This window comes from Virgibacillus sp. DJP39 (assembly GCF_049310925.1).
Taxonomy (GTDB): domain Bacteria; phylum Bacillota; class Bacilli; order Bacillales; family Amphibacillaceae; genus Virgibacillus_F.
On sequence record NZ_JBMERP010000047.1, the window covers coordinates 1 to 26,684 of the forward strand.

The following is a 26,684-nucleotide window of genomic DNA, read 5'->3' on the forward strand; positions in this document are numbered from 1 at the left end:
ATTACTGTATCACGGACAACACAGAGACTGTAGAGAAATTTCTTTACCGAGTAAAAGAGTTGTTGTTTAAGTGGATGAATCGAAGGAGTCAAAGGAAATCTTTCAGTTGGGATAAGTTCAATACATTCCTTAGAAAGTACCCTTTACCTCGTCCGGTGATAAAAGTAAATATATATGATTTGAAGAAAGATATTAACTACATTCTATGAATGGTGATAGGAAGAGCCGTGTGCGATAATTCCGCACGCACGGTTCTGTGAGGAGTAGAGGAGCGACCCAATAGGGGAATCGCTCCCGCTTACTCGACCGGGAAGTAAGAGATCGACGAGACCCCGCAGGACGGTAGTCCGAGGAGGCTCGGCACTCTCCCGCGGAAAGCGAAGTATATTCGAAGATGCGATGGTAGATCGACACATTTTGTACCATTTTTAAGTTTTTCAGCGGCCTCGAAAGCGAAGTGTTGAGACCCCACAGTGAGCGGTTTTGGCGACCCTAGGAGGCTCAGCGCAAGCCCTAAGGTGCGCGTAGTGATTTTTCCGCAGCGGTTGTTGAGCATGGAACATGATTTTTAGTTACTTCGCATTTTTTATCAAATGCGAAGATTAAAGAGCAAGAAAACTTACGCAAAGAGCCTAAACAAAAGGTTAATTTATAAATGATTGAAACTTATTACTATGTTGATTGCTCTAACAAACAAAGGCAGAAGGGAGTCTGGGTTTGTGGAAACTATAGAACTAGCTAAGAAAGCTATAAATGGAGATGAACAAGCATTTGGAACACTGATCAGGAGTGAAAGTGAAAAGTTGTATAAAATTGCAATGCTTTATGTACGTAATAATGATGATGCACTAGATGTCATTCAAGAAACCGTTTATAAAGCATTTGTATCTATTAAACAAGTTAAAGAGCCAAAGTACTTTCAATCCTGGCTTACCAAAATTCTTATTCGAACTTGTTACGATTTACTTAAGAAGAAAAAGAAAGTTGTTTATCTGGATGACAATAGTCTTTTGAGCCAATATGGTGGTGAACATAGTGACAATACGGATGTGAATCTTGATTTGATTAATGCAGTTTCCACGTTAAATGACGACTACAAAACAGCTATCATACTATTTTATTTTCGTGATTTACCGATAATTGATATTGCGGACATCATGAAGAAGCCAGAAAACACAATCAAAACCTATCTTCGTCGCGCAAAGTTAGAGTTGAGGAATTTATTAGAGGGAGGGACAGCATATGGACAAGGAGCACTTTGAAAAAGAAATGAATAAAATTGAAGTACCTAAACATGAACTTTTTAATGCAATTGACCAAGGGATTGAGAAGGGAAAAAGGAAAAAAAATAAAAAAAAGTCAAAACGTAAACTTACGGCTATCGTTTCATCATCTGCAGCAGCAACATTCCTAGCGTCGGGGTTAGTTTTTGCTCCCATAACAAATGTCTTTGCTTCAGTACCTGTAATAGGCTCGATCTATGAGAAGTTAAGTTTACAAATTGGTAAAGAATTATTAGCAAGCGACTTAATAACGGATATCAATCAGGAAGCCACTAGCAATGGGGTGAAAGTAAAGGTAACGAGTGCTTATTATGATGGCAATGTTATTGGTATAACGTTCGAAGCGAGTGGTGAGGATGTATCATACGATGAATTGAAGGGGGAGAGAGGTCCCGAGGCAGGATACAGTTATCACCTGTTTGATGGGGTTGAACAGAAACAATGGTCTGCTTCAATGACAGGATTAACTAAAACCGCAAATGGTTATGCAGGTGCGATAGAGTTGTTCAATCCTAATGCTAAACTGCCAAAAGATTACACACTACCACTGACATTCTCCTATATGGCTGGTGCTAAGGGTAACTGGAAATTTGATGTGCCTGTCGAACGAATTCCTTTTGATTCAATTAATGCAGAAGGAGACGATGTTTCCATACACGGCGATTATGCATTGAAAATGAAGTCTGTTGTCAAAGGAAAAGCAACAACAATGTTAGAGTATGATGTGGAGTTACCTGAGGTTGGAAAAGAAGATAATGTAAGGCTAACAGTCTATGATAACTTTGGGAATGAATTGTCCAAACGTGGAGCGAACATGCTAGATAGTGAGTTGGAAAATGGCATTATCCATAAGCAATTCAGAGAGCTTTTTCCTAGTAAGATTGATAAAGATGCAAGCCACCTAATTGTTAAACCAGAAATTGAAAGGTATGAAAGAGACACCATTCATACACTAGATCAAAGTACTCCATTTGTAGTAAAAAGTAATAGATTTGATTACCAAATAACAGTAAACAATGTAGAAAAACGAAGCAATAGATTACTCGTGGATTATTCAGTACAGAATGTGAATACAGATACCATAAGGCAAGACATAATCCAAAACTTTGCAGACTTTATTCATATCATTGATTCAGATGATATTAAGTATTCAAATGGCCAACTGGATATGAATAATATGCTTGAATCTATGGTTCGGAGTGAACAAACAAAACTTATTGATAAAAAGACACTTCATTTTCAATCTAATTTTGTGATGAAAGATATTGATGAAATATCATATAAAGATTTTTCATTAATGGTACCTTTTGGGACGTTAAGTTTAAATGATAAAGATATTAAAATGGATCCTATCAAGGTTGATTTAAAATAAAGTTGGATTTTAAGGTGTAAGGGCACTTTTTGCTCTTGCACCTCCTTTTTGTGTTCACTTTAACAAAGGTTTTTTCGATGCGTTCGTCGAAACTTAAGTGTAAACTATTAATTATATTAGAAAACTTGGCTTATCGCCAAGCTTTAATGGCGAAAGCCTTAGTTACACTTATGCAGTAAGAAAGGATTTATACTTTCTTACCTACCAAAAAAGGAGAGTGCATCTATGACTTTTTCAATAGTAGGTTTTGACCCGGATACTAAAGAACTGGGTGTCGCAGTACAATCAAAGTTTTTAGGAGTAGGTTCCGTTGTCCCTTGGGCTAAGGCTGGGGTAGGAGCTGTTGCAACGCAGGCTTTTGCAAACCCTGCATATGGACCAGATGGCTTAAAGCTAATGGAAGAAGGTAAATCGGCACAGGAAACGGTTGCTATTTTGACGAACCAGGACGAGGGAAAGGAAGATCGTCAGGTAGGTGTTGTTGATGCAAATGGAGAATCTTCCAGCTTTACAGGGGAAAGATGCTATGACTGGGCTGGAGGAAAGGCGGGCAAGCATTATGCCGCTCAGGGTAATATCCTGGTAGGAGCTGAAACAGTTGAAGCGATGGGAACTACATTTGAACAGGCAACAGGTACATTAGCTGAGCGGTTGTTACAAGCGCTGGATGCTGGACAAGCGGCAGGCGGGGATAGCCGTGGAAAACAGTCTGCAGCAATTTATGTTGTAAAAGAAAAAGGTGGATATCTGGGGATTAATGACCGGTACGTTGATTTACGGGTAGATGAACACCCAGATCCAATCAAAGAATTAATTCGTATCTACCAGCTTCAACAGTTGTATTTTGGAACGACCAAGCAGGAGGATATACTTGATATAAGTGTGGAGACTCGTAAAGTTCTCGTTCATCATCTAAACCGATTAGGCTTTATTCAAAGCAATCAAATCGATGATGATGCCCTCCATGAAGGTTTAACAGCATTTCTTCATGTGGAAAACTTTGAAGGTAGAGAACTTGAAAAAGGGAAAATTGATAAAGAGGTGTTAGATTTTATTAAAAATAAGGGGGATTCTTAATGAGTGATAAAGTCCAAATAAAAGTAAATGACAACGGTTCTTTGCGTGTATCTGGTGAAATTGAGTTAGTTGATGGGGAAGGAAACGTGTACGATACAAAGAGAATATTTTCCCTTTGCCGCTGTGGTCAATCATCAACAAAACCATTTTGCGATGGGACTCATAAAAAAATAGGGTTTGATAGTAAAGTAAAAGTATAGGTTCAGTTTGATGGGTTCTGGAAAACAGCCCATTAGTTGAAAGTGTACAAATGCTACTAAAGCTTTCACCATAAAAGATTGGCTCTGTTCGCGTCGAATAGATGTGAAAATCGAGCGCTGATCTGAATTATCGAGCACTGATCATCAGAAATCGAGCGCTGACATGCAAGAAACGAGCGCCGAACGCCCCAAAACGTGCACCAATCAATTGGTGCGCGTTTTTTCATGTTTAGCGCTCGAAAAAACAATCTGGCGTGCGATTTTGTCCATTTGGTGCTCGATAATTACAGAATGCCAGCTGTAACAGCGCTAAGCATAGATGCTCCAATAACCTTCCCTTTTTAATTTAAATTCCTTCAAAATATACTATTGCATCGACATCCAGCCAACCTTCCAGACTCCTGTTTCTGGATCTTTTATTAGCCTAAAACCAGCTCGTTCCGCACCTGAATTAGATTCATCAAGTTTGAACATAATGACTGTTTCGTTATCGGATATCTCTTTTTCCTCAAAAGACTTCACCTTAAGTAATTTCTGATACAATTTTTTAGAGTTTTCTTTTGTTATTTCATCTTCAGCAAAGAAAGGGTCATTAAAAAATTCCTCTCTACTCGGAGTACCAGAGTGATCACCCTTAATATAGAGCGCATATTGAACTTCACTGTTTCCCTCGTTTTGCGTGTGGAAATACATTCTGAAAATATCGAATGGTTCCAGTCCTTTTAACAGTTTATCATTCAAAGACTTGGCGTATTTGGAATATATATTAAGTAATTCATCAGATAAACGTATAGAATCACTTGTTGTTTTAGAAGCAGAATCAAATTTGAATGGTAGCTGGTTAACTCCTCCAAGATCTATTCTTGACCATGCTGATGAATAAGTATAGCGAATTTCGTTTACATTTATATTAAATCCCTCTGCATAAGAAAACTTTCCAATCCCGAGATCCTTTTTGAAGCCTTCACTATCCTGAAAAAAGAAAGGGATTTTTCCGCCTATATCATTCTGTGCAAACGGGATGTTCATTAATGATTTTTCATCTGGCATTAACATCAGCACATCTTCATCGGAAAGCTCTCCGTTTAATACTTTTTTACCTTCGAAAGTGACTATGATTTTACTATCATGTTTTTTAACATCTGTAACTTTCATTTCTCCGATTACATCACCAACCTCAATTGTTTGTGGATCAAACGTTTGGTATGGACCATCGTCAGCTTCGAGGTATGTGCTGTATTCCTCTTCGTCAGGTATACCAGAAAGATTATCCTGTTCTGGAGGTGGTGTTGATGGTGAAGTTACTTCGCTAGTGTCTTCTTGCCCAAATTCAATTAAGCCAAGTTGATCGTTTGCCACTACAAACCCTGCAAACAGTAACGCTGCATAGACAATCGCAGTTAACGAGCTTGGGAGAATGTGAGATCTTTTATGTGGTTTGCTACTATTAATTTTTTGCAGAACTGCTTGTTTATCTGAAGCTGTAAATGAAACTGGTATTTCCTTTTTAAATTGATTTTTTACTGAGTTCAATTGCTTATCCAAGGTAAACACCTCTTTCTGTTGTTAAGAGTTGTTTGAGCTTACCGCGCCCTCTGTTTAACCTGGTTCTTACAGTAGCTTCATTAATTCCGAGAGCATGGCTTATTTCTTTAGAAGTTAACTCTTTAAAGTAATATAGAATGATAACCTCGCTGTATTTAGTAGGCATATCCATGATTTGATTCAAGAGTGTGGTTGTTTCGGCCTGTCTTTCAAAGAGGTCCTCTGGATTACTTCCGCTTTTTGGAAGGGTAGCAACTTTTTGTACTAGTTTTTCTTTTAGCCGTTTATTACGAGATTGCCAGCTCCTTAAGTGGTCTTTGCTTTTGTTGATTGCTATTGAATAAATCCAGCTTCTAAGTGATGCATTCCCTTGATAAGTATGAAGCTTTTGATAAATTGCTACAAAGACCTCCTGTGTCACGTCATCCGTATCTGCAGAATTTTTAAGATACGTATAGACCAGCCTTTTTATTTCATCACCATATGTATCCATGATTGATTCAATCGTATGTTTTGGGTTGTTGTGAAGCAACTGGATTTCATGTCCTTTGGATGGAGGTTTTGAGGACTCAGATAGGTTCATTTACATTGCCTCCTTACTTTAAAAATTTTAGGTTATTTTCTAAAAGATTGTTGCTTTGGACACAAAGTGTATAAACTGCGACGTAGTGAATACTTTTGCCACCGTTCCGGCAGAATACTTCGCTTTCCGCGGGCACGGCCTCAGTCTCCTCAGAAGCAAAGAGCGCTTCTTCCGGGGTCTTCGGACGCGTGCTGTTCCCGCGGGAGTCTACGTATTCTGCCTCCACTAGGAATAATCCTATGTTTTAATAGGGTTTCTTCTCCCTAGAACAGAAAGCTAACTAAGCTGCGGAAAAATGCGAGACTCCAGTGGGAAAGGAACAGTCTGAAGACCCCGCAGTGAGCGGTTTTTGCTCCGAGGAGGCTGAAGCGTTCCCCACGGAAAGCGAGTGTTTTTTAGAAGCGCTGGATCAGCATCAATTTTGTAAAGGATGGTAGGAAACAAACATAGCAGTTACGTCGCAATTTGCATCAACTGTGAAGATTAAAAATCAATAAAACTTACTAGTACGACGTAGTGTTTTCGTTAAATGATTCATTTTTGCTGATTTCTATATTATAATTATTAATTTTATATAAAAAAGGTTTAAGAAAAACTAAATAGCAAAAAGTGGAAACGATTACAAATGGTCGAATAAAGGCATATAAGGAAAATCTAATGCAAATTTTGTCTAAATAATTGCTTACCTACAACCGATATACTATTAAATGCCTTTTTAATTTACTTAAAGGGCACGTTGATAGGTGAGGTGAGTTTTATGAAAGCAGTCAGACATCCAGCGATTTTATTTATCCTCTTTTATACCACCATCTTTTACTTGTGGATTATTCTATTCAAAGAAAGCACTTTACTATTAAATAAAGGCGTAATCATCTTGTTAATAACCGGAGGAGCGGTTAGTTTTTACTGGCTATTCAATTCCTTTCTCATCATTAAATCGAAACAACGATACTTCTGGTTGTGGATGAGCCTTGGTGTTTTATTTTATTCAATTGCGAATATGATTTGGTTTTTAGACCGAAGCGCAATAGATTTAATCAGTTTTGTAGGAACTGCAGATTACATTTGGCTTGTTTCCTATGTATTTTTCACTATAGCCTTTGTCTATCAAATAAAGCGTTTGATAGTCGATATATCTATTATTCCAGTTATCTTTAACATTGTTATCTTTATAACAGTAGTTACATCGATTAATATCTATTATATTGTCCAGCCTGTTCTTAATCATGCTATTATATCAGATGAAATGTCTAACATGACGCTGGCATATTCAATATATAACTTAGGCTTTTTAATTGCAGTAATCAGCATTTATTTTTTATCTTACGGTACTGAGAGAGGATTTATTTCTTTCATAATTTTTGCATTAATAATTCAATCAATAACTGATAGTATTTATTCTTATCTTTCTATTATCGGAAAGTATGATACAGGAAGCTTGGTGGATCCTTTATGGCAAATAGTAATACTGGTGTTTGGTCTGTCTAGTATATATGATCGAAAAAAACGGAAAAGTAAGTTACCATCACGCACAATAGCCGGTTTTCAAAGGGTACAAATGAGTCCTGTTCCTTATATCGGCGTACTGGCACTGCTTGGTTTAGTAATTATCCACCATACCGAAAGCATAAATGCTCTAACTATTGGACTTAGTATCTCTTTGGTATTGATTTTAACTAGACAAATCATTGTTGTAAGATCTAATGCGAAGTTGGTAAGAGAATACAAACAAATAGCTTATCATGACACATTGACAGGGTTATCCAATCGGTGGAAATTTAAAGAAGACGTTGAATTATTAGTTGAAACAGCAAAAGAAGAGGATCAAGCGGTCACCCTGATGCTTTTGGATATAAATCGTTTTAAATATGTTAATGATACGTTGGGTCATAACTATGGAGATCTACTGCTAATTGAGTTTGCTACACGTTTAGAAAAGTTGTTAGATGATAGGGGAAGATTGTACAGAATCGGCGGAGACGAGTTTATGATTAGCTTTTTCAATTTAAATCAATCAGAAATCAAAGCTATAGTCGAGGAAATTGTAGAAGAGAAAAATCAATTATTTATCATCGAAAATCATGAGATATCTGTTACACCCAGCATAGGAATTAGCATATTTCCTGAGAATGCAACAACTGTCAACGAACTGGTTAATAAAGTAGACGCAGCTATGTATTTTTCAAAAGAAAAAGATACAAGCTTTCACTTTTATGATGAAGAGTTAAATAATTTAATTGCAAGAAAAAGAATATTGGAAAGTAGTTTGAAAAACGCTAGGGAAAACAATGAACTTGAGCTATTCTATCAGCCACAATTTGAGTTGCAAACAGGTAAATTAATAGGGATGGAAGCATTGATTCGCTGGAATCATCCTGAGCTGGGATTAGTTTCCCCAGCAGAGTTTATTCCATTAGCAGAACAAACTGGACATATTGTTTCATTTGGAGAATGGGTACTAGAAACAGCGTGCAGACAAAACAAGAAATGGCAGGATGCTGGTTACGAAAACCTTTGTGTATCTGTTAATGTGTCAGCACGTCAATTTCGCCACAATAATTTTTTCCATACGGTTACAACCATATTGGATAGGACCGGTCTTGATCCTACGTTATTAGAGCTTGAGATAACGGAAAGCATCATGCAGGATGTAGACGAGTCAGTTAAAGTTATGACACAGCTGAGAGAGTTGGGTTTGAGTGTATCAATTGATGATTTTGGAACAGGCTATTCTTCTCTATACATGCTAAGGCAATTACCGATTGATACGCTTAAAGTAGACAAGTCTTTCATCGATAATATTGTAGAATTAACAAACCAATCAATCGTTAAAACAATAATTGATATTGGCCATAACCTGCAATTAAAAGTGATTGCAGAAGGTATAGAATCAATTGATCAGGTAAGCGTCCTTAAGCAACAGGGATGCATTCTGGGTCAAGGTTATATTTTCAGTAAACCACTCCCTGTAAAGGAATTTGATGTGTTACTTGCAGACGAAAAAAATTATCTGATTCCGATGATATAATGGATGTGCACGCCAATCAATGATTGGTGTGCTTTTTTAATATTGGATACGCCAATGATATATAATGGTAAACGAATTACGGTTAGAGGAGGAGTATGCTTGGAAAATCTACTACGAGCTATAGATTGGAAGAAAAACACAGCTAAGTTAAAGGATCTTTTAGAACAGACCGAATTGAATGTAGAATATTTAAATCAAGGTAATGAAGCGGAAGTAGTAAAGGTTAGCATCTTAAGGGAAAGCTTTGTATTAAAGTCATGGAACCTTGAATCAAGACCAAATGTTGAATTCCAATACCTGTTATTAAATGCCCTTGCCCAATTTGGAGTGCCTGTTTCTAATGCAGTTGGATGGGGTACAAATCATGAGGGATACAGTGTTCTTTTAACAACGTATGACGGCCCACCAGTTTTAACCGTAAGTGAAGCTGCTGTAACTAAATTTGCGGCAATTTTAGTGGATATTCATTGTACTCCATACAATAAGCTTGCGGTAACGCTACCAAGCTATGAATTTATCATTCTAGGCGAGAAAACTCCATCCTCAAGGAATGAGAAGGGCGTTAGCAAGATGAATCGCCTTCGGACAAGGGATAGCTTTAGCTATCCCTTGTCCGAATAATTAAGCGCTAGCCCAAAAGTCTAAAGCGTTTTTCATAGCTCAACTTATCAACATTATAGAACAAACGTTTGCGTTTTTTTAAGACGTCATATATAATAAAAGAGAAGGGGGGATGACCGTTTTGTTTGGCCATAGGGCTTATAAATTCAGGATCTATCCTAACCAGAATCAAGCTATCTTGATTAATAAAACCATTGGATGTTCTCGTTTTGTGTTCAATCATTTTTTGACAAAATGGAATGCAACTTATAGGAATACGGGAAAAGGTTTGACCTACACCATTTGTTCTTCTCAATTACCACAACTAAAGAAAGAATTGGATTGGCTAAAAGAAGTGGATAGCATCGCTATTCAGTCCTCAGTTAAAAACCTTGCCAATTCTTATTCCAGGTTCTTCAAAAAACAAACGAATGCTCCACGTTTTAAGTCTAAAAATAACAAGGTGCAATCCTACACAACTAAATACACGAACGATAATATTGCAATTGTTGGTAACAAAATGAAACTGCCTAAACTCGGACTTGTGAAATTTGCTAAAAGCCGAGAAGTCGAAGGTCGCATTTTAAACGTTACTATTAGACGTAATCCAAGTGGTAAATACTTTGTATCCATTCTTGTTGAAACAGAAATGCACGAATTACCTAAAACAAACATGTCTGTTGGTATCGATGTTGGACTGAAAGAATTTGCCGTTCTTTCCAATGGAACAAAATATGAAAATCCAAAATTTTTTCGCGCCCTAGAAAAGAAATTGGGTAAAGCACAGGCGTCACTTGCAAGACGAAAGAAAGGTTCTTCCAACTGGAATAAACAACGAATTAAAATTGCACGACTTCACGAAAAAATAACTAATATGAGAAAAGATTACTTGCATAAAATCTCCTACACTATTGTTAAAAACCACGACATAATTGGTATCGAGGATTTGCAAGTATCCAATTTATTGAAAAATCATAAGTTAGCAAAGGCAATTAGCGAGGTAAGTTGGTCACAATTTCGAGCAATGCTAGAATACAAAGCAAAAAGCTATGGGAAACAAGTTGTAGTTGTCGCTAAAAATTTCCCTTCTAGCCAACTTTGTTCCTGTTGTGGCTATCAAAACAAAGCCGTTAAGAATCTCGCACTACGTGAGTGGGATTGCCCATCTTGTGGTACACATCACGACAGGGATCTTAACGCAAGTATAAATATTAAAAATGAAGCAATAAAACTTCTAACCGTAGGTCCTACGGGGTTAGCCTAATTAAAACCGACTGTTAGGTTGGTGTTCTTAGGAATCTCCCACTTCAAACAGACCGCAAGGTCGTTAAGTGGCGAGAGGGTTCAACGAATACTTTTATCCCGAAATAGAAAAACACCCCGATCTGTATGAATCAGTTAAACCTATAGTTGAGAAGCTAAACCTCCAACAGAATTGTGTTATCCACGGTGATTTCCATTTTGAAAATGTTGTAGGAAAAAACGGTGAATATAAAGTAATAGACTGGACGAATGGGCAGCTTGGTGACAAACGTTATGACTTTGCTTGGTCAAGCTTATTAATAAACGTATATGGTGGGCAAGGTTATTCAGCTGTATTTTGTTCGGAATATTTAAAGGTAATTCCGCTGAATGATGATGAAATCAAACTAGCTGAGGCACTGGCTTGCATAAGATGGGTCTTACTCAATCGCAGTGATCAGGTACCAATTAGGGACGCAACTATCAAACGGGTAAAACACATAATGTGTACAAATGGATATTTAGGAAGCGTTAGACTTTGAAACCGAAATGACTATTAAGTTTAAATTTTCGGTAAACTAAATTGGCTATCTAAAACTGAGAATATATACTGGATTAGAATAAAGTAAATGATCATAAAAATTAAAATGAGAGCGCTTTCTACACCAGGAAGGAATTATGCATCCAAATGCATTGGAGCATGGTGTAGATGTAATTATTGTATCCAATCACGGTGGTCGCCAGGTTGATGGGGCTCTGGGGGCGCTTGACGCACTTCCACTTGTGTGTGATGTAGTTAACAACCAGATTCCCGTTCTGATAGATAGCGGAATCAGAAGACGATCAGACGTAGTTAGAGCACTTGCACTAGGAGCAAAAGCGGTACTTGCTGGAAGGCCGTGTATGTACGGGTTGGCTGTAGCGGGTGAGAAGTCTGTATGTGAACTAAATAAATCATTACTCTAAAAGATAAGGAGGTAGTCTTGTGGATGCAGATGTAATCGTAGTAGGAGCTGGACTTGCTGGGTTAGTTGCAACAGCTGAAATTGCCGACGCTGGCAAAAAGGTGCTGTTACTTGACCAGGAACCGGAAGCTTCATTTGGCGGGCAGGCCTGGTGGTCATTCGGTGGTTTGTTTTTAGTAGATTCACCTGAACAAAAACGAATGGGAATAAAAGATACAAAGGATTTAGCTTGGCAGGACTGGCTTGGTACTGCAGGCTTCGATAAAGAAGACGACGAAGATTACTGGGGAAAGAAATGGGCGAAAGCTTATGTGGATTTTGCTGCAGGGGAAAAGCGAGCCTGGTTGAGGGAAATGGGAATGAAGTTTTTTCCTGTTGTAGGCTGGGCTGAGCGTGGCGGCTACCTTGCAGAAGGCCATGGAAATTCAGTACCGAGATTTCATATTGTTTGGGGGACTGGCCCCGGTATTGTAGCACCCTTTGAGCGGCGTGTTCGTGAACATATGAAAAATGGAACAGTAATTTATAAGCCAAGACATCAAGTAGATCAATTGGTTACGAAGAATGGGGATGTAGTAGGTGTTAGCGGGTCCATTTTAGTAGAAAGTTCTGCAGCACGTGGTGAAGTAAGTCTAAGAGAAGTCGTTGGAGATTTTGAATATAAATCAGAAGCGGTTCTAGTATCAAGTGGTGGAATAGGGGCAAATCATGAACTGATTCGTGAGAACTGGCCTAGTAGACTAGGAAAGCCTCCAAAAACTATGATTTCAGGGGTACCTGAACATGTAGATGGACGTATGCTTGCGATAACAGAAGAAGCTGGTGGTCGAATTGTTAACCGTGATCGCATGTGGCATTATACAGAGGGAATTAAAAATTGGAACCCTGTATGGAAAAATCATGGAATACGTATTTTGCCAGGGCCATCATCCATGTGGCTGGATGCACGTGGTAATCGTTTCCCGGCACCGAACTTTCCAGGCTTTGACACACTCGGAACACTTGAGACGATTCAAAAAACCGGCTATGATTATTCCTGGTTTATTTTGACGCAAAAGATTATTGAGCGGGAGTTTGCCCTCTCTGGTTCTGAACAAAATCCCGACCTGACTGGGAAAAGTATTAAAAAGGTCTTGAACAGAGTACTTCCAGGACCCACTTCTCCTGTTAAGGCGTTCATGGACAAAGGAGAAGATTTTGTCGTTGCAGATAATATTGATAATCTGGTAATCGGTATGAATAAGCTAACAGGAGAAAAACTGTTGGATAGAGATACTATACTACGTCAAATTGAGGCGCGTGACAGAGAAATAGATAATACATATTCAAAGGATTTACAAATAACCGCAATTCGTGGTGCGCGCAACTATCTAGGAAATAAATTAATTCGAGTTGCCAAACCACATAAATTACTAGATTCAAAAAACGGCTCGCTAATAGCTGTCAGGTTGAACATTGTCAGCAGAAAAACATTAGGTGGACTACAAACAGACTTATCTGGGCAGGTGCTGAATCAGTCAGGGGAGACGATTCCTGGACTTTATGCAGCTGGTGAGGTGTCTGGTTTTGGTGGTGGTGGATTACATGGCTATCGAGCGCTAGAAGGTACATTTTTGGGTGGTTGTTTGTTTACAGGGCGTGAAACAGGAAGAGGGATAGTTGAGGAGTTAAAATAGGTGTATGTGTAATGGGACTATGGAAACCCGTAATCTTTTAGGAGGTTGCGGGTTTTTTTAGGTTGGTTGGTGTTTTGGGCGACGGTTGATAAATGTGGCGCGACAATTCAATATCTTGAACCGAAGAAATCATAAATAAACGAAAAAGAGGACCAGGCAACTAAGCCCGGTCCTCTTAATAAGTCTTACTTATAAATTAATACTTTACCAACAGTTTTATCAGCGCTTTGTCCAGTTACACGGAATTTTAATCCTAGTTCTGGTACATTACGTCCAGCGTCAACTAAACCTGGATTGCTCCAGTCTAAGCTATCGTCAAACAATGGTGTGCGTTGTGTAAAGTTGTCTGTCATAGTAAATTGCCCTGGATAGTTAAGGAACATTTTATCTGTTTTATCTAAGCTGAATGCAGCATCATGTAGTTGGTAACGGCTAGAACCAACTGCTCCATCACTCCAATAGTTGGCGTGTTGATCAGCGTCAACTACACCTAGGAATCCTTCACCAGGGTGAAGACCAGTCCAGTTGTTGCTATAAGATTCATCTACATACCATACAACTAAACCTTGGTCATAACTCATTAGGCTTTCACCACGACGGATGTGATCTAATCCTTCATCTACACCATTATGTGATCTCCATTCAAGAAGATAATAGTGGTCAGAATAGAATTTACCTTTATCCTTAGTGAAACCGTCTAGTGTAAATGATGATTCACCTTCAGCATCATCAAATAACGTCTGAGTCCCATCGACAGTTACCGAAATATCATCAGCATATAATCCAGGTTCAATAGCAGCAACATCTGTCCAGTAATTTATTTTTACTTGGATACTTTCTCCTGCATATGCAGATAGATCAAATGATGCATCTATCCATCCATTAGAAGAACCAGTAATACCGTGTCCAGGGTTTTGATCATAAGGGTTAGTTGTTGTTGTGATATTACCTTCAACAGCTACCCAATCATCAGAACCTTCTTCTTTTACTTGTACTGAACCATAATCCCAATCTGTTTCAATTTGGTACCAAGCCTTGAAATCAAATGACGCGCTTGTAGCATTTGTTAAGTCAACCGAAGTAACCATTGAATTATCAATTTCATTTCCACTTCCACTGAAATATTCAAATTCTCCACTGTAAGGAGTATTTACATCAGTCATTTTGTCTGGCATGTCAATACGTACTGCGTCATTGTTTGTACCTTTTGTTACAGCTTCGTCAAGAAGTACAGAAGTACCTTCACTTGTAACGTCTGCTGCATTAAGTGTAGTTCCACTTAACCAGTTACCACCATGCCATGCTTGTAGCTTTTCTTTGGCATAAGCACTAAATCCAGAAGGCTCTGTTCCACCAATAGCACCGGCCCAGCTTCCACTTGCCATGATTGACCAGTAAGAAACTGCTTCACCAGCACCAGTATACTGTGTGTCATACTCATCTGGTAGTCCTAAGTCATGACCATACTCGTGAGCGAATACACCGGCTGCTCCATCTTCAGGCTCGATAGTATAATCGTATGCTCCTAAAAGTCCACCGAAACGATCACTATCAGATGACCCTCCAGGAACTGCAACCAATCTACCAAGATTCCAACGGTGTGACCAAATTGCATCTCCACCTAATGAGCCTCCACCAGCTTCTTCACCAACACCTGCGTGGATAACCATTAGGTGATCGATGATTCCGTCTGGCTCAGCTTGTACTCCGTCGCCATCATAGTCGTCACGGTCCCACTCGTCATATTCGCTTAAATCAACGTTAGGATCCTGTCCAGCCTTTGTAAGTGCTTCATAGACTAATGTACGTGCACGAGCATCGTTTCCATCCGGAGCAGGTACGTTTCCGCCATAGTAAGCAGCTGGATGATCAGCTGTATACCAACCAGCAACTTTACCATCTACTGTATAGCTGTTGCCTGATTGAGCTTCGTAATATTGCTTCATGGAAACAAGATTTTTTCCATCTGGGCCTTCATATCCATCTTGACCAAAAATCATATTTTGGAAGTGCTCAAGTGGATAATTTTCATACCACATGTCAGTTTCCTCTTTGGTGATTGAACTAGCTGTGTAGTCCGGGAATTCGATAGCAAGTACTAGAACTTTATCTTCGCGTACTTCACCGTTGAATGCTTCTTTTTCAACAGAACCTACTTCATTGTTCTTAGCTTGACCAAGCTTATTACCTTTGCCGTTCTTTAAGCCATTACTAGTTGTTTTATCATTATCCTTCATTTTTACGTCGAGACCTTTTGGAAGCTTATCCTTATTAGATGCAGGACTATCAGCCTTTGCTTTCAAAAACTTCTGCAATGCCTTCTGTGCCTCGGCAGGACTTGCACCCTCCGCAATGGTACCGTTTTCTTTTAACATCTCTATTAATCTCTCATCATTTGCAATGCCTAAATCTAATGGTGACCCAACTGATGCTGAAACTTTTGCAGTTAGATTGTTAGATTCTGGTACATCTACTGATGTTGCGCTAATTGCCGTTCCAAACCCTAAAGTAAGTGCTAGAGTTGTGGAAAGAATCATTCCCTTTTTCATGAATTCGTTTCCTCCTATAAAATAGTAAGATTTCCCCGCAATGATACTAAATTAGTAATAGGACCCCCTTTTATAACTTTAGTCGGTAAATCTGTAAAAATGAAAACTCTAAAGATTAGTAAATGTCGAACAATCTAATGATACAACCATGGCGGAATATTGTAAATATTGTTGACAAAAAAGGTTAAAAATAGTGCAAATACACTAATAAATACTAAGTATATATACCCATAAACAGACCTGAACTTGACTTTCGTGTAGGACTTAAGTGTTGTTTGGGAGTTTTTGTAATTGAAAGAAAAATGGTATATTATATTTATGAATTAAAAAACATACATAGAATTCGAATCGAAAATAGGAAAAATTAATTATTAGATTAGAAGCATTTTGGTTAAAAGTAGACAAAAAATAAGGCCCAGAACCTTGTAATGCTCTGGTGCCCTTTTTTTAAAATATAATTAGTGAATTGCCTTTTTCTTAAAGCGTCCGCCTTTAACATCATGTATGTCTCCGACTGCCAGAAAGGCGGATTCGTCCTTATCTTCAACGATACTTTTTACTTTGGCTTCTTCAAGCCTGGTTATTACAGTGAAAATCACGCGCTTATCATCCCCGGTGTATGCACCTTCACCATGGAGATAGGTTACGCCTCTGCCAAGTCTGTCGTTTAATGCGTCTCCAATTTCTTTATGATGGTCGCTAATAATCCAAACTGATTTTGACTGATCCAATCCTTCAATTGTAACGTCAATTGTTTTGTAAGCAATAAAATAAGCAATTAAGGAATACATGGCACGATCCCACCCAAAGACGAATCCGGCACTACCTAAAATAAAAAGGTTCATAAACATAACAACCTCACCCACTGAGAATGGCGTTGCCTTGTTGAATAAAATGGCAAGGATCTCAGTACCGTCAAGTGAACCTCCATGGCGGATGACCAGTCCTACACCAACCCCAATACAAAGGCCTCCAAAGACGGAAGCAAGTAAAAGGTCATCAGTCAGAACCGGGACGGGGTGAAATAAAAAAACACCGATTCCAAGTATTATGTTACCTATTAAAGTTGTAACGGCAAAAGTTTTTCCAATGTATTTGTAGCCAATTATAAAGAAGGGGAGGTTAAAGAGGACTAATAAAATGCCAAGATTAATGTTCGTTAAATAGGAAGTTAGTATAGAGATTCCAATAATACCACCATCGATGATATTATTAGGTACCAGGAATATTTCCAGTCCAACCGCTACGAGTAGCGAGCCGAGTGGAACAAAAAGCATTCGTTTTATTAATTTTGATTTGGATAACCTTTTCTGGCGGTTAACAGTTTTAACATTTTCAAAGTTTTGTGGGAGCTGCTGTTCCTGCATGTTTTTCCTCCTTTGGAATTTAATTATTCTCAATTATACCATTAATTTACTATTGAGATTATGCAGGTTGTACATTGAAAAAGAACTATTGGTTGAGAAAAACTAATTAGGAGATGAAAAAATGAAACGAATATTACCCCATATTTATTTGGAAAATTGTAAGGAAGCCTTGAATTATTATCAAGAGGTATTTGATGGTGAGATTAAGAATATTCAGATGGCAGATGGAATGGAGATGTTTAAAGGTCACGAGGGTAAGTATATTCATGCTGAGTTACATATAAATGCGTTATGTATCATTTATTTTGCAGATATATTTGGTGATCAACAAACAAGTGAAAATATATGGCTAATGATTGACATAGAAACAGAAGATGAAATAAATAATTTGTATGATACGTTAATCAACGATGGAAAAATTAAGATGGAATTACAGGATACATTCTGGGGTTCGAGATACGCAGTGGTTACTGACAAATTCGGTTTAACCTGGGAGTTGAATCTGCAAAAATAAATAATTGAATTTAGATAGTAACCTAAAAAACATCGGTAAAATATCCCTTTCATAAAAGTTGGAATTATAACCAACCTATCCAGTATAGGGAGGTGATTTTTATGCACAAACAGATAAGAGAAATTATGACCTCGGATGTGTTCACGATCAATGAAACCCAGAGCATACAAGAAGCGGGGGCCTTGATGAGTGAAAAGAACATTGGATCCATGCCAGTTGTGGGTAATGATGGCCATATAGTTGGTATGATTACCGACCGCGATATTACACTTCGCTCCACAGCCCAAGGTGAAGATTCACATACACCTGTTTCTGAGGTGATGACAGCCCAGCAGGTTGTTAAAGCAACTCCTGACATGGATGTTCATGAGGCAGCAGAATTGATGGCACAGCAACAAATACGTCGTTTGCCGGTTATCGAGAATGGACAGGTTATCGGAATGATTGCTTTAGGTGACTTGGCAGTCGAAAACCAGTTAACGAATGAGTCTGAAGAAGCTTTATCAAGTATTTCAACGCCTTCAAAACCACAACAGTAGTATAATTTAACTTGAGCATAGGATTAGAATGGCAAGAGCATTCTGTTCTATGCTCTATTTTTTCACTTTCTAAAATAGTTCCTTATAATTTGTCTTATATTTAGCGTAGTTATTCGTTTAAAAGTTAGTTTAAGAATATCCGTTTAAGTATTTTTTTCAAAAAAACTAAAACTGTTTTACTGGCTAGTATGTCTAATACATAGAAAAAGAGAAAAATCGGGGTGGAAATATGGATATGGATGGATTGCTCCATGCTGCAAAAAAAGGAGATAGTGAAGCGTTTCTTCAGCTGATAACAAGCAATAAATCGCAGCTGTACCGAGTAGCGCTTGCTTATTTAAAAGATGAACAAGAGGCACTTGAGGCTATCCAGGAGGTTACCTTTCGCTCATATAAAAAAATTAAGAAGGTCCGTGAGCCTAAATACTTTGCTACATGGTTAACGCGAATCATGATTAACTACTGTGCAGATGAATTAAAAAGAAAGAAGCGGTTTTCACCGGCTGATTATGATGTTAAGGCAAAAACAATTGTAGAGGAAAACGATAGTCGAATAACGATGGAGGCAGCTATCCAGGTACTTGAACCAAAATTACAGGAAATTATAATTTTAAAATACTTTCAGGATATGACGATTGAGCAAATAGCAACAAGCTTGGAACAACCAACGGGAACCATTAAAACATGGCTGAATAAAGCGTTACGGCGATTGCGAAAAGAGCTTGCAAAGGAGGGTGGATTCTATGTATAAAGAAGAAGAAAAGAAATTAACTGAAATGATGGATAGATACGAAAACATTGCTGTACCTGATCAAGTCGATGGTTACATAAAGGCAGGCATCCAACAAGCAACAAAAAGGAAGGTTCGAACTCGTACAACTGTCTTTTCAACGTTAACGGCAGCTGTTTTAGTAATTTTCCTCATTTCATCCATCCGAATATCACCGGTGTTTGCTTCTTATGTCAGTCAGGTACCTGGATTATCAAGCTTAGTGACGTTAGTTCAGGGTGATAAAGGATTGGAATCAGCTGTTGAAAATAGTTTTGTTCAGGTGGTTGATCAGTCAGAAAAGCATAATGGAATAACGTTTAATGTAAGTGAGGTTATTGCAGATGAATCCAGGCTACTTATCTTTTATACGATAGAAAGTGATAAGGACATAGACTCTCTTACGCTATCTGATGTAAGAATAAATAATGAAGCAGGAGAATCAGTAGTAGGCAGTCTAGGATTTGATTATATGATCGAAGGCATTGCCAAAGGGGAAAAGAAAGCGGGCAAGCTTGACGTCGGCTTTAAGGAAGGCATGGATCTCCCGGAAAAAATTGAATTGAAAACTAACATAGAAGTTGGTCTTTCAGGTGAAAAACGCAGCTTATTGGACCATACATGGGAAATCAATTTTCCCGTAGATGAAAAAAAGTTTTTTGGAAATGAAAAAGTCTATACGTTAAATGAAACTGTGGAAGTTGAAAATCAGGAGATTACAATTAAAGAAGTTACTGTTTTTCCGACGAGGATCGCTGTACATGTAAAATTTGATGCGCAGAACACAAAACGGCTGTTTAGCTTTGATGATTTAGCTATAGTTAATGGAAATGGAGAAGAGTGGGCAAGTGTATCCAATGGTGTAAATGCAGAACTTATTAGTAAAAATGAACAAATCCTATACTTGGAAAGTAACTTTTTCTCGAAGCCGGAAGAGATGTACGTAACGTTCTCGAGTATCAGGGCGCTCGACAAGGATAGAGTGAGTGTCGTAGTTGACCTCAAGCAGAATAAACTGTTAAAAAGGCCAAGCCAGCAATTAACCTTGTCAGATAAATCCACTTCAACTAATTTAGTTTTTTCTCTCACAAGACCCAGTAATCTTGATGATCATACTACATATGAGATTTTTGACCAAATGTATTATGATCATAATGGGGAAAAAAATGAATTTAAAAATGGCCAACTAATATCACATATCGGGGATGACAATACGATCGAAATTTCACTACCAATAGAAGCAGGTGGCCTGGATGGTCCTATAACGTTAAAACTAACTGATTACCCACAACGAATCTCAGAAGACATCAAAATGCCCATAAAATGAAAGAACAAAGCCGGTAGCACAAAGCTATCTGGTTTTTTTGGCAAGTAAGAAAGTATAAATCCTTTCTTACTGCATAAGTGCAACTAAGGCTTTCGCCATAAAGGCTTGGTGATAAGCCAAGTTTTCAATTCGGGCGGTGCCAGGCACGCATTAAATTCAAAAAATTATGATTAAACTGTTATTTATGTGTGGTGATAGGGTATTCTGTTTATAGGAGGCTTTTAGTTACGGAATTTAGTTGAACTGCTTGAAAAGGATCTATAGTGTTCAATATTTTATTGTGAGGCATAGAATAACCTTGCATACAGTATATTAGTTGAAACAGGGAGTTGTTATTAATGAGTTTAGAATCCAGTGAAATGTTTATTCATACGCTTGATCAATTGAAAAATGCCATGCCTGGAGAGGAGTCCCTATACATTGGTAAAGCGATTCAGGAAGCAACCCGTATTATTGATGAAGATTCGGGTTTTCCTATACTTTTTAAACTGGTAGAAAACTATGATCAGGCAGGTGTTTTTAAGAGTGGACCTTGGGAGAACCCACTAAGGTTACACGCACCTTTGGTAAGTGGTTCATTTAAAGTAGACGGGACCTATCCGATTTTTGAGATACTTAGTGAAATACGCATGCTTGCGATTGCAAAAGGCACGTATTCATACCCGAATGTTTCACAGGAATTCGCTACAAAATTTCTAAATAAGGTAATGGCATTAAATTTAGATTTGCTCTTTCCTAAAGCGACAGAAGAGGAACGTGTAAATCAAAACATTAATTTAAAGCGTGCACATAAATTGTTTCAATTCCTTGCTTCTGAATCTTCCTTAGGTTCATTTGCATCGACTTTGGTAGATGAGCTGGATCGCTTAACAGCGCAGCGCCCTATTATGGTTAACCGAATTACATCCATTATCAGTAGCGCCGAAAAAATTGAGGAGTCCGACTTAAATAAAAAGGATAAAAAAGAACTTGGCTATTATATAGATGCACTATCTTCACCTTCAGAATTAAGCAAGCGTTTTCCAGACTTGCTTGAATACACAAACCGTTTAAAGAAGCTAAGTACAAAGGAGATTAATAAAGAAGCAAAAGAACTAGCAGAAATCATGCGCGCCACAGGTTTGGTTAGTACTTTTCATGCAGTATTTGTACGATTTTTAAGTGAATTTGACCCAGAAAAGATATCGATAGCGCTGGACCTGAGTGAGAAAGGCCAGGCTAACTTAAATGAGCATACTACCCTAGTTCAGAAATTGATAACGAGCGCAATTTATCCTGAAACATGCCAGTCATTGTACGGGCTTGCTTTAATGCTTGACCGTGGTGTGTTGTCCTATACACCAGTAATTCCAGGGCTTGAAAGGATACTTGACCTTGATTTACTTCCAAGTGTCCAAGAAGTTTTACTCAATACAACAAATGACAACTCGAAGGAAATAAACGCAAATGGTGTGTTAATCTCAGGGCTACTCAGTGTATTAGGTCAACCTCTGTCCATTGGTCAGGGAATGAACCCAACCTGTCAATCAGCCAGAGGATTAAGTCTATGGGCCCAACATGACCCGGGCTACCTGTTGGAATTAGTTGCACGAGCTGGTCGAGATGGGGATGTCGACATGTCATTTGAAGGGGCTCAGATTAATTCGCAGTATTTAATCGGTGGGTTAGCACCGAACCTTCACACTGAGCTTGATCCTGTATCGTTAGTTTTAGTTCCCCATCTGGATCGAATTTATAATGAAATGATGAAACGTGTGGCATTAAGAGGTGAAGATGGTCACAAGTGGACGAATCCAGAGTTTTATGGACAATGGATATCAAATGACTTCAGTTCAGTGGTTAATTCGCTAACTGGAGCAGTTACGGATTATATAACATTCGTTAAATTGTTTTATGCTAGCCATCACCCTGAGTTTAATGGTGGCCACCAGTTGATATATCCTAGTCCTGTTGGGATTTTTGTCACAACAGCGCATGCGGATTTACTGGGACTACATGCAATTTCTATTCAGCGAGTTGCCCCTGATCCGGATGGGAATTACCGAGTGTATTTCTACAATCCTAATAACGATAGCGCTCAAAACTGGGGCCAGGATATCCATTCAACAGTAAGGGGTAATGGCGAGGAAGAAGGCGAGGCTTCCTTACCGTTTGAGCAGTTTCTATCCCGAATGTACGCATTTCATTACAACCCGAACGAAATGGGTGATCAGTCCCAAGTTGATGATGCTGTAATAGACAGGATAACTACATTAGCAAAAGAAAGCTGGGGCCAAAAGTACACGTGGTTAGAGCAGGGCATGTTGTTTCCGCAGTAATAGTAAAAAGGGGTGCCAACCTTAAGTAGTAAGTGAAACAACATACCAATCACTGTGCATAGTGATTGGTATGCTGTTTTTCATTGCTAGACCAATGTTCAAAGATAAAAAACATCCCTAATAACATCAAAATAGTACAAAATTAACACTCTACTAATAGGACGTTAGTAAGTTACAAAGCAGATGAAAGTTAAAATGAGCGAGAAAACGAACGGAAATGACCTTCATAAAAGACATTAATCTGTTTCGTATAAGCTACCTATAGTTACACAAACAAAAATTATATAAAAAAACACTTAGATAGAAAGCCGTTTTATCCAAGTGTTTTTTATGCTAAATCTATTGCTTAATTTGGTGATAATAATAATATGAAAAGGTGCACTAATAGTTTTGCTGTTTGCTTCCCAGTAAGTGAACTCCTACAACCTGGCAACCTATACTGTTTATCAGCCGTTATTAAAAAAATCACCCGCCGCATCCTAACCTCAATCAGACCACAGGTAGTTTTCCCCCCAGCTTTCTCTGGATAGAATTTCAATCTTTTTGACTGTCCTCATTGGTACGGATTGCGTTTGTCCTTGTATCAACGGATTATAGTGGAACGCATAGATACGCGAAACAAATTGATGAAAGGGGAGTGAAGATTCTCCCTCTTCCTCTCCCTTACCTTTAATAGAGCAACGAATGTTTTGCCCCCAGTCCTGATTACTGTCGTTATTCGGATTGTAGAAATAGACACGATATTGATCTAACGGATCTTTTTTAATCCGCTGTATCGTTACTGCGTGAAGCCCCGAAAAACTAGCGTGGATATTGGTCATGAATATCCCCACAGGGCTAGGATAGACAAGTTCATGTCCGCCGTTATACTCAGGATGGTGGGTGGCGTAAAACAACCGAATGAAACCTGTATAATCTTTTACAGTCAAATCCAAACTACTCGTAACTGCACGAAAACCCTGTAGTACCATGTGTCCGTAAAAAGCCGGGTTCACCCATTTATGACCGTCTTCACCGTGCAGCGCAACACGTTTCATCATCTCGCCATAGATACGATCAAGATGTGGTACGAGAATTAATGATACGGGGTCTAGCTCCTTATTTAAATCTGTAGCTAGCCCATCAGCTAGAAAACGAGAGTGAATAGGGATCCCCTCTAATCCGATAGTAATGTTTCCATCTCTTGCTGCCATTGCAATCAACTCAAGTAAATAGCAGGGGTCATGCTGTGACCACAGGCTAATTCCCCGTGCAGATTGACATGTCGGGTTCATTCCCTGACCAACACCGAGTGGCTGCCCAAGTACACTAACTGTACCTGCTACCATAACCCCGTTTGCTGTTACCCCGTCACGTTTTATGGTCTTGCTAACCGTGGAATCCAATTGAAGTGCTATGAGGTTACGCAAACCAGGGGCTACTGCAGGCATTGAGAATATATCACGTTCTAAAAACTTTGCTAGGCCATAGATAGATTGGGCAGTTGCTGGATATATTGATGTTTCAATTATTTCCCGAACTAATGACAAATGTTCATTGAAATTTGTTTTGCCTCTCTTGTCTAACGCCAAGGCACTGTCTATCAGTTCTGGGTGCAAACGGTTCACATGTCGCAGAAAATCAGCGTGATATGGGCAAACAATACCTGTTTGTTTTATTGACGTCCCAAACTGCTCCGCTTCCTTTTGTTTGGAAGCCATGTTTGCGGTTTTAAGCTTTTGAACATATTCAGAATGACTTGAAATCTGTTTGCTCAGGTTTGTCGGTCCTGTGAATGCTGCATCATAACGCCTTAATTTTTCCATACCAGGGGAATTGATCTTTGATTGTCCCCTTTTTTTTGCTGCTACGATTAAATCCACAATTCGGTCTACCATAATTGGCCGTTGGGCGGTCAACCGTTCAATTTCTTTCAATAGACTATCGAAAATTGTGGTTAAGCTCATGTGATTATCCAAGAATTGTATAAGTAAATAGGGTTTACTAAGTTGGTTATTACCCTCGACTAGTTTCCCTTTAGTCTTCTTATCAAACAAAAGTTCAATGTTCTGGGCCATTACCTTGCTCAAGAAATGGGTTGCATCGTCAGAGCTTAGTTGAGGGCTTTTATAGATATTTTTTGATATTGCCAGCATCCGCAACTCACTTAATATTTCCATTACGGTATTTGGACTATCTGATTTCAAAGTGTCTTCTACTAATCTTGGCTGTAGTTTTAATGGATTCTCCCAGGAACTGTCAACAAATAAACCGGCACCATCAAAGCGGTGTGCAAATTGAAATAGATAGTCTATTCCTGTTTCATCTCTCATCAAACGGCTGGCACTCTGTAAGACTGTGCCCTGATAAAGTATTTTAGAAAAAGATTTTGCTTCCTCTAAAGAATTGAATGAATCCGCAAAAATCTCTCTTTCTTTATCTGTAAGAATCGACATTAATTTACACTCCCTTACTATTGTTGTGCCGGATTATATCTGTTTTTTTATGTTGACTTTTATAAATAAAAATCCCAGTTTTCGTATTCAAGCAGGAGTTCATTTATTATTGCGCTGTCCTGACCAAAGAAGAAAATAGTTCCATAATGGTTACCGAAACCTACACGCTCTGCAACCTTACTGGTGCCAGGCACAAACATATCATGCTTTTCAAAATATGGGTGTTCTTCAAGTCCTTCTGGTAAATTCAAACGTTCAACAAATTTTACCTTTGGATATACCATTAGGTTACCTGCATACCCTTTAGCTTCCGTTTCTTTTGGAAAGAATGCATCTAGTTCTTCCTTTGTAGTTTCTGGATCACTACATAGGATTTGAGCTTGGAAGGGGCTGAAACCATACGCTCGTTCTATTAATTCAAATATATGGCCTCCTGGTACTCTTGCTGCTACCTCTCCAAAGTGAAGTTTGTCATCAGATGTAATGAAATACTCAGGGTGAATCATTCCATATTTTATTTGAAATGCATCAATTAATTCCTCGATTGCAGCCCGAATTAAAGGTCTCTTCGCTTCAAGTTCAGGAGAAGGTGGTACGAAATTAGAATGACCCAAACGTACGTATTCCGTAATATTTAAAAATTGAATCTTGCCCTCATGGACGAATACTTCACAGGAAAATTCCTGTCCGTCCAAATGGCTTTCAAGCAATCCTGGAAAGTCATCGTCAGAAAGGTAATCAATATCCTCAGCAGTACGTATGACACGGTGGCCAACTGATCCTGCTGCATCCATAGGCTTAAGGTGAATTGGCTCATTTGGATCACCATCAAGTTTTAGTAGAGCTTCGTTAACCCTTCTTAAAAATCTATTGACATCTTCTTTATTGCGCACTTCTTCAAAAACACCAACTCGTATGCCAGCCATTTGTGCCTTTCTTTTCATTAGTCCCTTGTCCCGAAGTAGTAAAGAGCGGTTAAAGATGCGCATATCGTTCTGGAAACGAGCATTTAAAGTACCCGCCCACTCGACAGTTTCTTCATGCAATGGAACCGCAACTTCAACACCCATTTCATTTAGTCCATTATATAGTTCATTAGACTTTTCATTAATTCTTTCAAAGTTCCAGCTGAAAAAATTTATACCGTGTTTTTCGGCATATTCCTCAAAATCTGGGGGGCCTACGACGACAAATGGACGCTCCATCTTATCTGCGGCTTCTATTGCCTGTAAACTCCAACCGATTAATGCGATACGTGTTTTTTTTTCTTGCATAAGTAAAAATCACTCCCTATT

20 protein-coding genes and 1 pseudogene are annotated in these 26,684 nt (G+C 38.6%); 15 read left to right on the forward strand and 6 right to left on the reverse strand.

The genetic code is table 11. The features are described 5' to 3' along the window. Window positions 1-719 precede the first annotated feature (719 nt). The 4 genes from ACOI1D_RS14215 (at window position 720) to ACOI1D_RS14230 (ending at window position 3,932) form a co-directional block, all read left to right on the forward strand. The gene (locus ACOI1D_RS14215) at window positions 720-1,262 is read left to right on the forward strand and encodes a sigma-70 family RNA polymerase sigma factor (protein WP_422501988.1); all 543 of its coding nucleotides are present in this window, start codon (window positions 720-722) and stop codon (window positions 1,260-1,262) included. Further along, window positions 1,243-2,655: a DUF4179 domain-containing protein gene (locus ACOI1D_RS14220; RefSeq protein ID WP_422501989.1), complete on the forward strand. Its 1,413-nt coding sequence runs from the start codon at window positions 1,243-1,245 to the stop codon at window positions 2,653-2,655. Before ACOI1D_RS14215 ends, ACOI1D_RS14220 begins: the two co-directional genes overlap by 20 nt. Before the next feature lie 225 nt (window positions 2,656-2,880). Next, complete coding sequence (locus ACOI1D_RS14225) at window positions 2,881-3,732, forward strand: DUF1028 domain-containing protein (protein WP_422501991.1); 852 nt, start codon at window positions 2,881-2,883, stop codon at window positions 3,730-3,732. Beyond that, window positions 3,732-3,932, forward strand: coding sequence for a CDGSH iron-sulfur domain-containing protein (locus ACOI1D_RS14230; RefSeq protein ID WP_422501992.1), 201 nt, complete (start codon window positions 3,732-3,734; stop codon window positions 3,930-3,932). The genes ACOI1D_RS14225 and ACOI1D_RS14230 overlap by 1 nt, the downstream gene beginning before the upstream one ends. A gap of 366 nt (window positions 3,933-4,298) precedes the next feature. Here the strand turns inward: ACOI1D_RS14230 and ACOI1D_RS14235 are convergent, their stop codons facing one another. Together ACOI1D_RS14235 and ACOI1D_RS14240 are read right to left on the reverse strand one after the other, a co-directional pair. Continuing rightward, entirely contained in the window at window positions 4,299-5,477 is a 1,179-nt protein-coding gene (locus tag ACOI1D_RS14235; protein WP_422501993.1) for a hypothetical protein, read from the reverse strand. Then, window positions 5,470-6,060 carry a sigma-70 family RNA polymerase sigma factor gene (locus ACOI1D_RS14240; protein WP_422501994.1) on the reverse strand — a complete coding sequence of 197 codons (591 nt, stop codon included), beginning with the start codon at window positions 6,058-6,060 and terminating at the stop codon, window positions 5,470-5,472. The genes ACOI1D_RS14235 and ACOI1D_RS14240 overlap by 8 nt, the downstream gene beginning before the upstream one ends. A 757-nt stretch (window positions 6,061-6,817) precedes the next feature. Between ACOI1D_RS14240 and ACOI1D_RS14245 the strand changes: the two genes are divergently transcribed. From ACOI1D_RS14245 to ACOI1D_RS14270, 6 genes and pseudogenes are all read left to right on the forward strand, one after another. Further along, window positions 6,818-9,088 (forward strand): putative bifunctional diguanylate cyclase/phosphodiesterase, encoded by a 2,271-nt coding sequence (locus tag ACOI1D_RS14245; protein ID WP_422501996.1) that lies wholly within the window; start codon window positions 6,818-6,820, stop codon window positions 9,086-9,088. A 99-nt stretch (window positions 9,089-9,187) separates the two neighbouring features. After that, window positions 9,188-9,709, forward strand: coding sequence for a phosphotransferase (locus ACOI1D_RS14250; RefSeq protein WP_422501997.1), 522 nt, complete (start codon window positions 9,188-9,190; stop codon window positions 9,707-9,709). A 112-nt stretch (window positions 9,710-9,821) separates the two neighbouring features. Continuing rightward, the gene (gene tnpB, locus ACOI1D_RS14255) at window positions 9,822-10,952 is read left to right on the forward strand and encodes an IS200/IS605 family element RNA-guided endonuclease TnpB (protein WP_422501999.1); all 1,131 of its coding nucleotides are present in this window, start codon (window positions 9,822-9,824) and stop codon (window positions 10,950-10,952) included. A 67-nt stretch (window positions 10,953-11,019) separates the two neighbouring features. Continuing rightward, the gene (locus ACOI1D_RS14260; protein ID WP_422502001.1) at window positions 11,020-11,472 is read left to right on the forward strand and encodes a phosphotransferase; all 453 of its coding nucleotides are present in this window, start codon (window positions 11,020-11,022) and stop codon (window positions 11,470-11,472) included. A 127-nt stretch (window positions 11,473-11,599) separates the two neighbouring features. Beyond that, window positions 11,600-11,893: pseudogene (locus tag ACOI1D_RS14265) on the forward strand (alpha-hydroxy-acid oxidizing protein); the annotation flags it as partial. Between the two features lie 22 nt (window positions 11,894-11,915). Then, the gene (locus ACOI1D_RS14270; protein WP_422502002.1) at window positions 11,916-13,571 is read left to right on the forward strand and encodes an FAD-binding dehydrogenase; all 1,656 of its coding nucleotides are present in this window, start codon (window positions 11,916-11,918) and stop codon (window positions 13,569-13,571) included. Between the two features lie 185 nt (window positions 13,572-13,756). Here the strand turns inward: ACOI1D_RS14270 and ACOI1D_RS14275 are convergent, their stop codons facing one another. Next, window positions 13,757-16,120 (reverse strand): immune inhibitor A domain-containing protein, encoded by a 2,364-nt coding sequence (locus ACOI1D_RS14275; RefSeq protein WP_422502003.1) that lies wholly within the window; start codon window positions 16,118-16,120, stop codon window positions 13,757-13,759. A gap of 458 nt (window positions 16,121-16,578) precedes the next feature. Continuing rightward, the gene (locus ACOI1D_RS14280) at window positions 16,579-17,487 is read right to left on the reverse strand and encodes a YitT family protein (RefSeq protein ID WP_422502004.1); all 909 of its coding nucleotides are present in this window, start codon (window positions 17,485-17,487) and stop codon (window positions 16,579-16,581) included. 121 nt (window positions 17,488-17,608) lie between these two features. Here ACOI1D_RS14280 and ACOI1D_RS14285 point away from each other — a divergent pair, with 121 nt between their 5' ends. From ACOI1D_RS14285 to ACOI1D_RS14305, 5 genes are all read left to right on the forward strand, one after another. Further along, a complete protein-coding gene (locus ACOI1D_RS14285) occupies window positions 17,609-18,001 on the forward strand; it encodes a VOC family protein (protein WP_422502006.1) in 393 nt (130 codons plus the stop codon). 101 nt (window positions 18,002-18,102) lie between these two features. Next, entirely contained in the window at window positions 18,103-18,540 is a 438-nt protein-coding gene (locus ACOI1D_RS14290; RefSeq protein ID WP_422502007.1) for a CBS domain-containing protein, read from the forward strand. Between the two features lie 235 nt (window positions 18,541-18,775). Beyond that, window positions 18,776-19,291, forward strand: coding sequence for a sigma-70 family RNA polymerase sigma factor (locus tag ACOI1D_RS14295; RefSeq protein ID WP_422502008.1), 516 nt, complete (start codon window positions 18,776-18,778; stop codon window positions 19,289-19,291). Then, window positions 19,284-20,636 (forward strand): DUF4179 domain-containing protein, encoded by a 1,353-nt coding sequence (locus tag ACOI1D_RS14300; RefSeq protein WP_422502010.1) that lies wholly within the window; start codon window positions 19,284-19,286, stop codon window positions 20,634-20,636. Before ACOI1D_RS14295 ends, ACOI1D_RS14300 begins: the two co-directional genes overlap by 8 nt. Window positions 20,637-20,974: 338 nt before the next feature. After that, the gene (locus ACOI1D_RS14305) at window positions 20,975-22,954 is read left to right on the forward strand and encodes a hypothetical protein (protein ID WP_422502011.1); all 1,980 of its coding nucleotides are present in this window, start codon (window positions 20,975-20,977) and stop codon (window positions 22,952-22,954) included. Between the two features lie 485 nt (window positions 22,955-23,439). On the opposite strand, the gene ACOI1D_RS14310 is transcribed toward ACOI1D_RS14305, so the two are convergent. Both ACOI1D_RS14310 and ACOI1D_RS14315 read right to left on the reverse strand, forming a co-directional pair. Continuing rightward, on the reverse strand, window positions 23,440-25,389 hold the full coding sequence (locus ACOI1D_RS14310) for a hypothetical protein (protein ID WP_422502012.1): 1,950 nt from the start codon (window positions 25,387-25,389) through the stop codon (window positions 23,440-23,442). Between the two features lie 59 nt (window positions 25,390-25,448). Beyond that, window positions 25,449-26,663, reverse strand: a complete 1,215-nt coding sequence (locus ACOI1D_RS14315) for an ATP-grasp domain-containing protein (RefSeq protein WP_422502014.1) — start codon at window positions 26,661-26,663, stop codon at window positions 25,449-25,451. Window positions 26,664-26,684 lie beyond the last annotated feature (21 nt).

Excerpts from the sequence above, each read along its gene's own strand:
- ACOI1D_RS14315 (WP_422502014.1), bottom strand. The coding sequence starts at position 26,663 with ATGCAAGAAAAAAAAACACGTATCGCATTAATCGGTTGGAGTTTACAG.
- ACOI1D_RS14230 (WP_422501992.1), top strand. The coding sequence starts at position 3,732 with ATGAGTGATAAAGTCCAAATAAAAGTAAATGACAACGGTTCTTTGCGT.
- ACOI1D_RS14310 (WP_422502012.1), bottom strand. The coding sequence starts at position 25,389 with ATGTCGATTCTTACAGATAAAGAAAGAGAGATTTTTGCGGATTCATTC.
- tnpB (WP_422501999.1), top strand. The coding sequence starts at position 9,822 with ATGACCGTTTTGTTTGGCCATAGGGCTTATAAATTCAGGATCTATCCT.
- ACOI1D_RS14280 (WP_422502004.1), bottom strand. The coding sequence starts at position 17,487 with ATGCAGGAACAGCAGCTCCCACAAAACTTTGAAAATGTTAAAACTGTT.
- ACOI1D_RS14225 (WP_422501991.1), top strand. The coding sequence starts at position 2,881 with ATGACTTTTTCAATAGTAGGTTTTGACCCGGATACTAAAGAACTGGGT.
- ACOI1D_RS14305 (WP_422502011.1), top strand. The coding sequence starts at position 20,975 with ATGAGTTTAGAATCCAGTGAAATGTTTATTCATACGCTTGATCAATTG.
- ACOI1D_RS14240 (WP_422501994.1), bottom strand. The coding sequence starts at position 6,060 with ATGAACCTATCTGAGTCCTCAAAACCTCCATCCAAAGGACATGAAATC.
- ACOI1D_RS14285 (WP_422502006.1), top strand. The coding sequence starts at position 17,609 with ATGAAACGAATATTACCCCATATTTATTTGGAAAATTGTAAGGAAGCC.
- ACOI1D_RS14220 (WP_422501989.1), top strand. The coding sequence starts at position 1,243 with ATGGACAAGGAGCACTTTGAAAAAGAAATGAATAAAATTGAAGTACCT.
- ACOI1D_RS14300 (WP_422502010.1), top strand. The coding sequence starts at position 19,284 with ATGTATAAAGAAGAAGAAAAGAAATTAACTGAAATGATGGATAGATAC.
- ACOI1D_RS14245 (WP_422501996.1), top strand. The coding sequence starts at position 6,818 with ATGAAAGCAGTCAGACATCCAGCGATTTTATTTATCCTCTTTTATACC.
- ACOI1D_RS14275 (WP_422502003.1), bottom strand. The coding sequence starts at position 16,120 with ATGAAAAAGGGAATGATTCTTTCCACAACTCTAGCACTTACTTTAGGG.
- ACOI1D_RS14295 (WP_422502008.1), top strand. The coding sequence starts at position 18,776 with ATGGATGGATTGCTCCATGCTGCAAAAAAAGGAGATAGTGAAGCGTTT.
- ACOI1D_RS14290 (WP_422502007.1), top strand. The coding sequence starts at position 18,103 with ATGCACAAACAGATAAGAGAAATTATGACCTCGGATGTGTTCACGATC.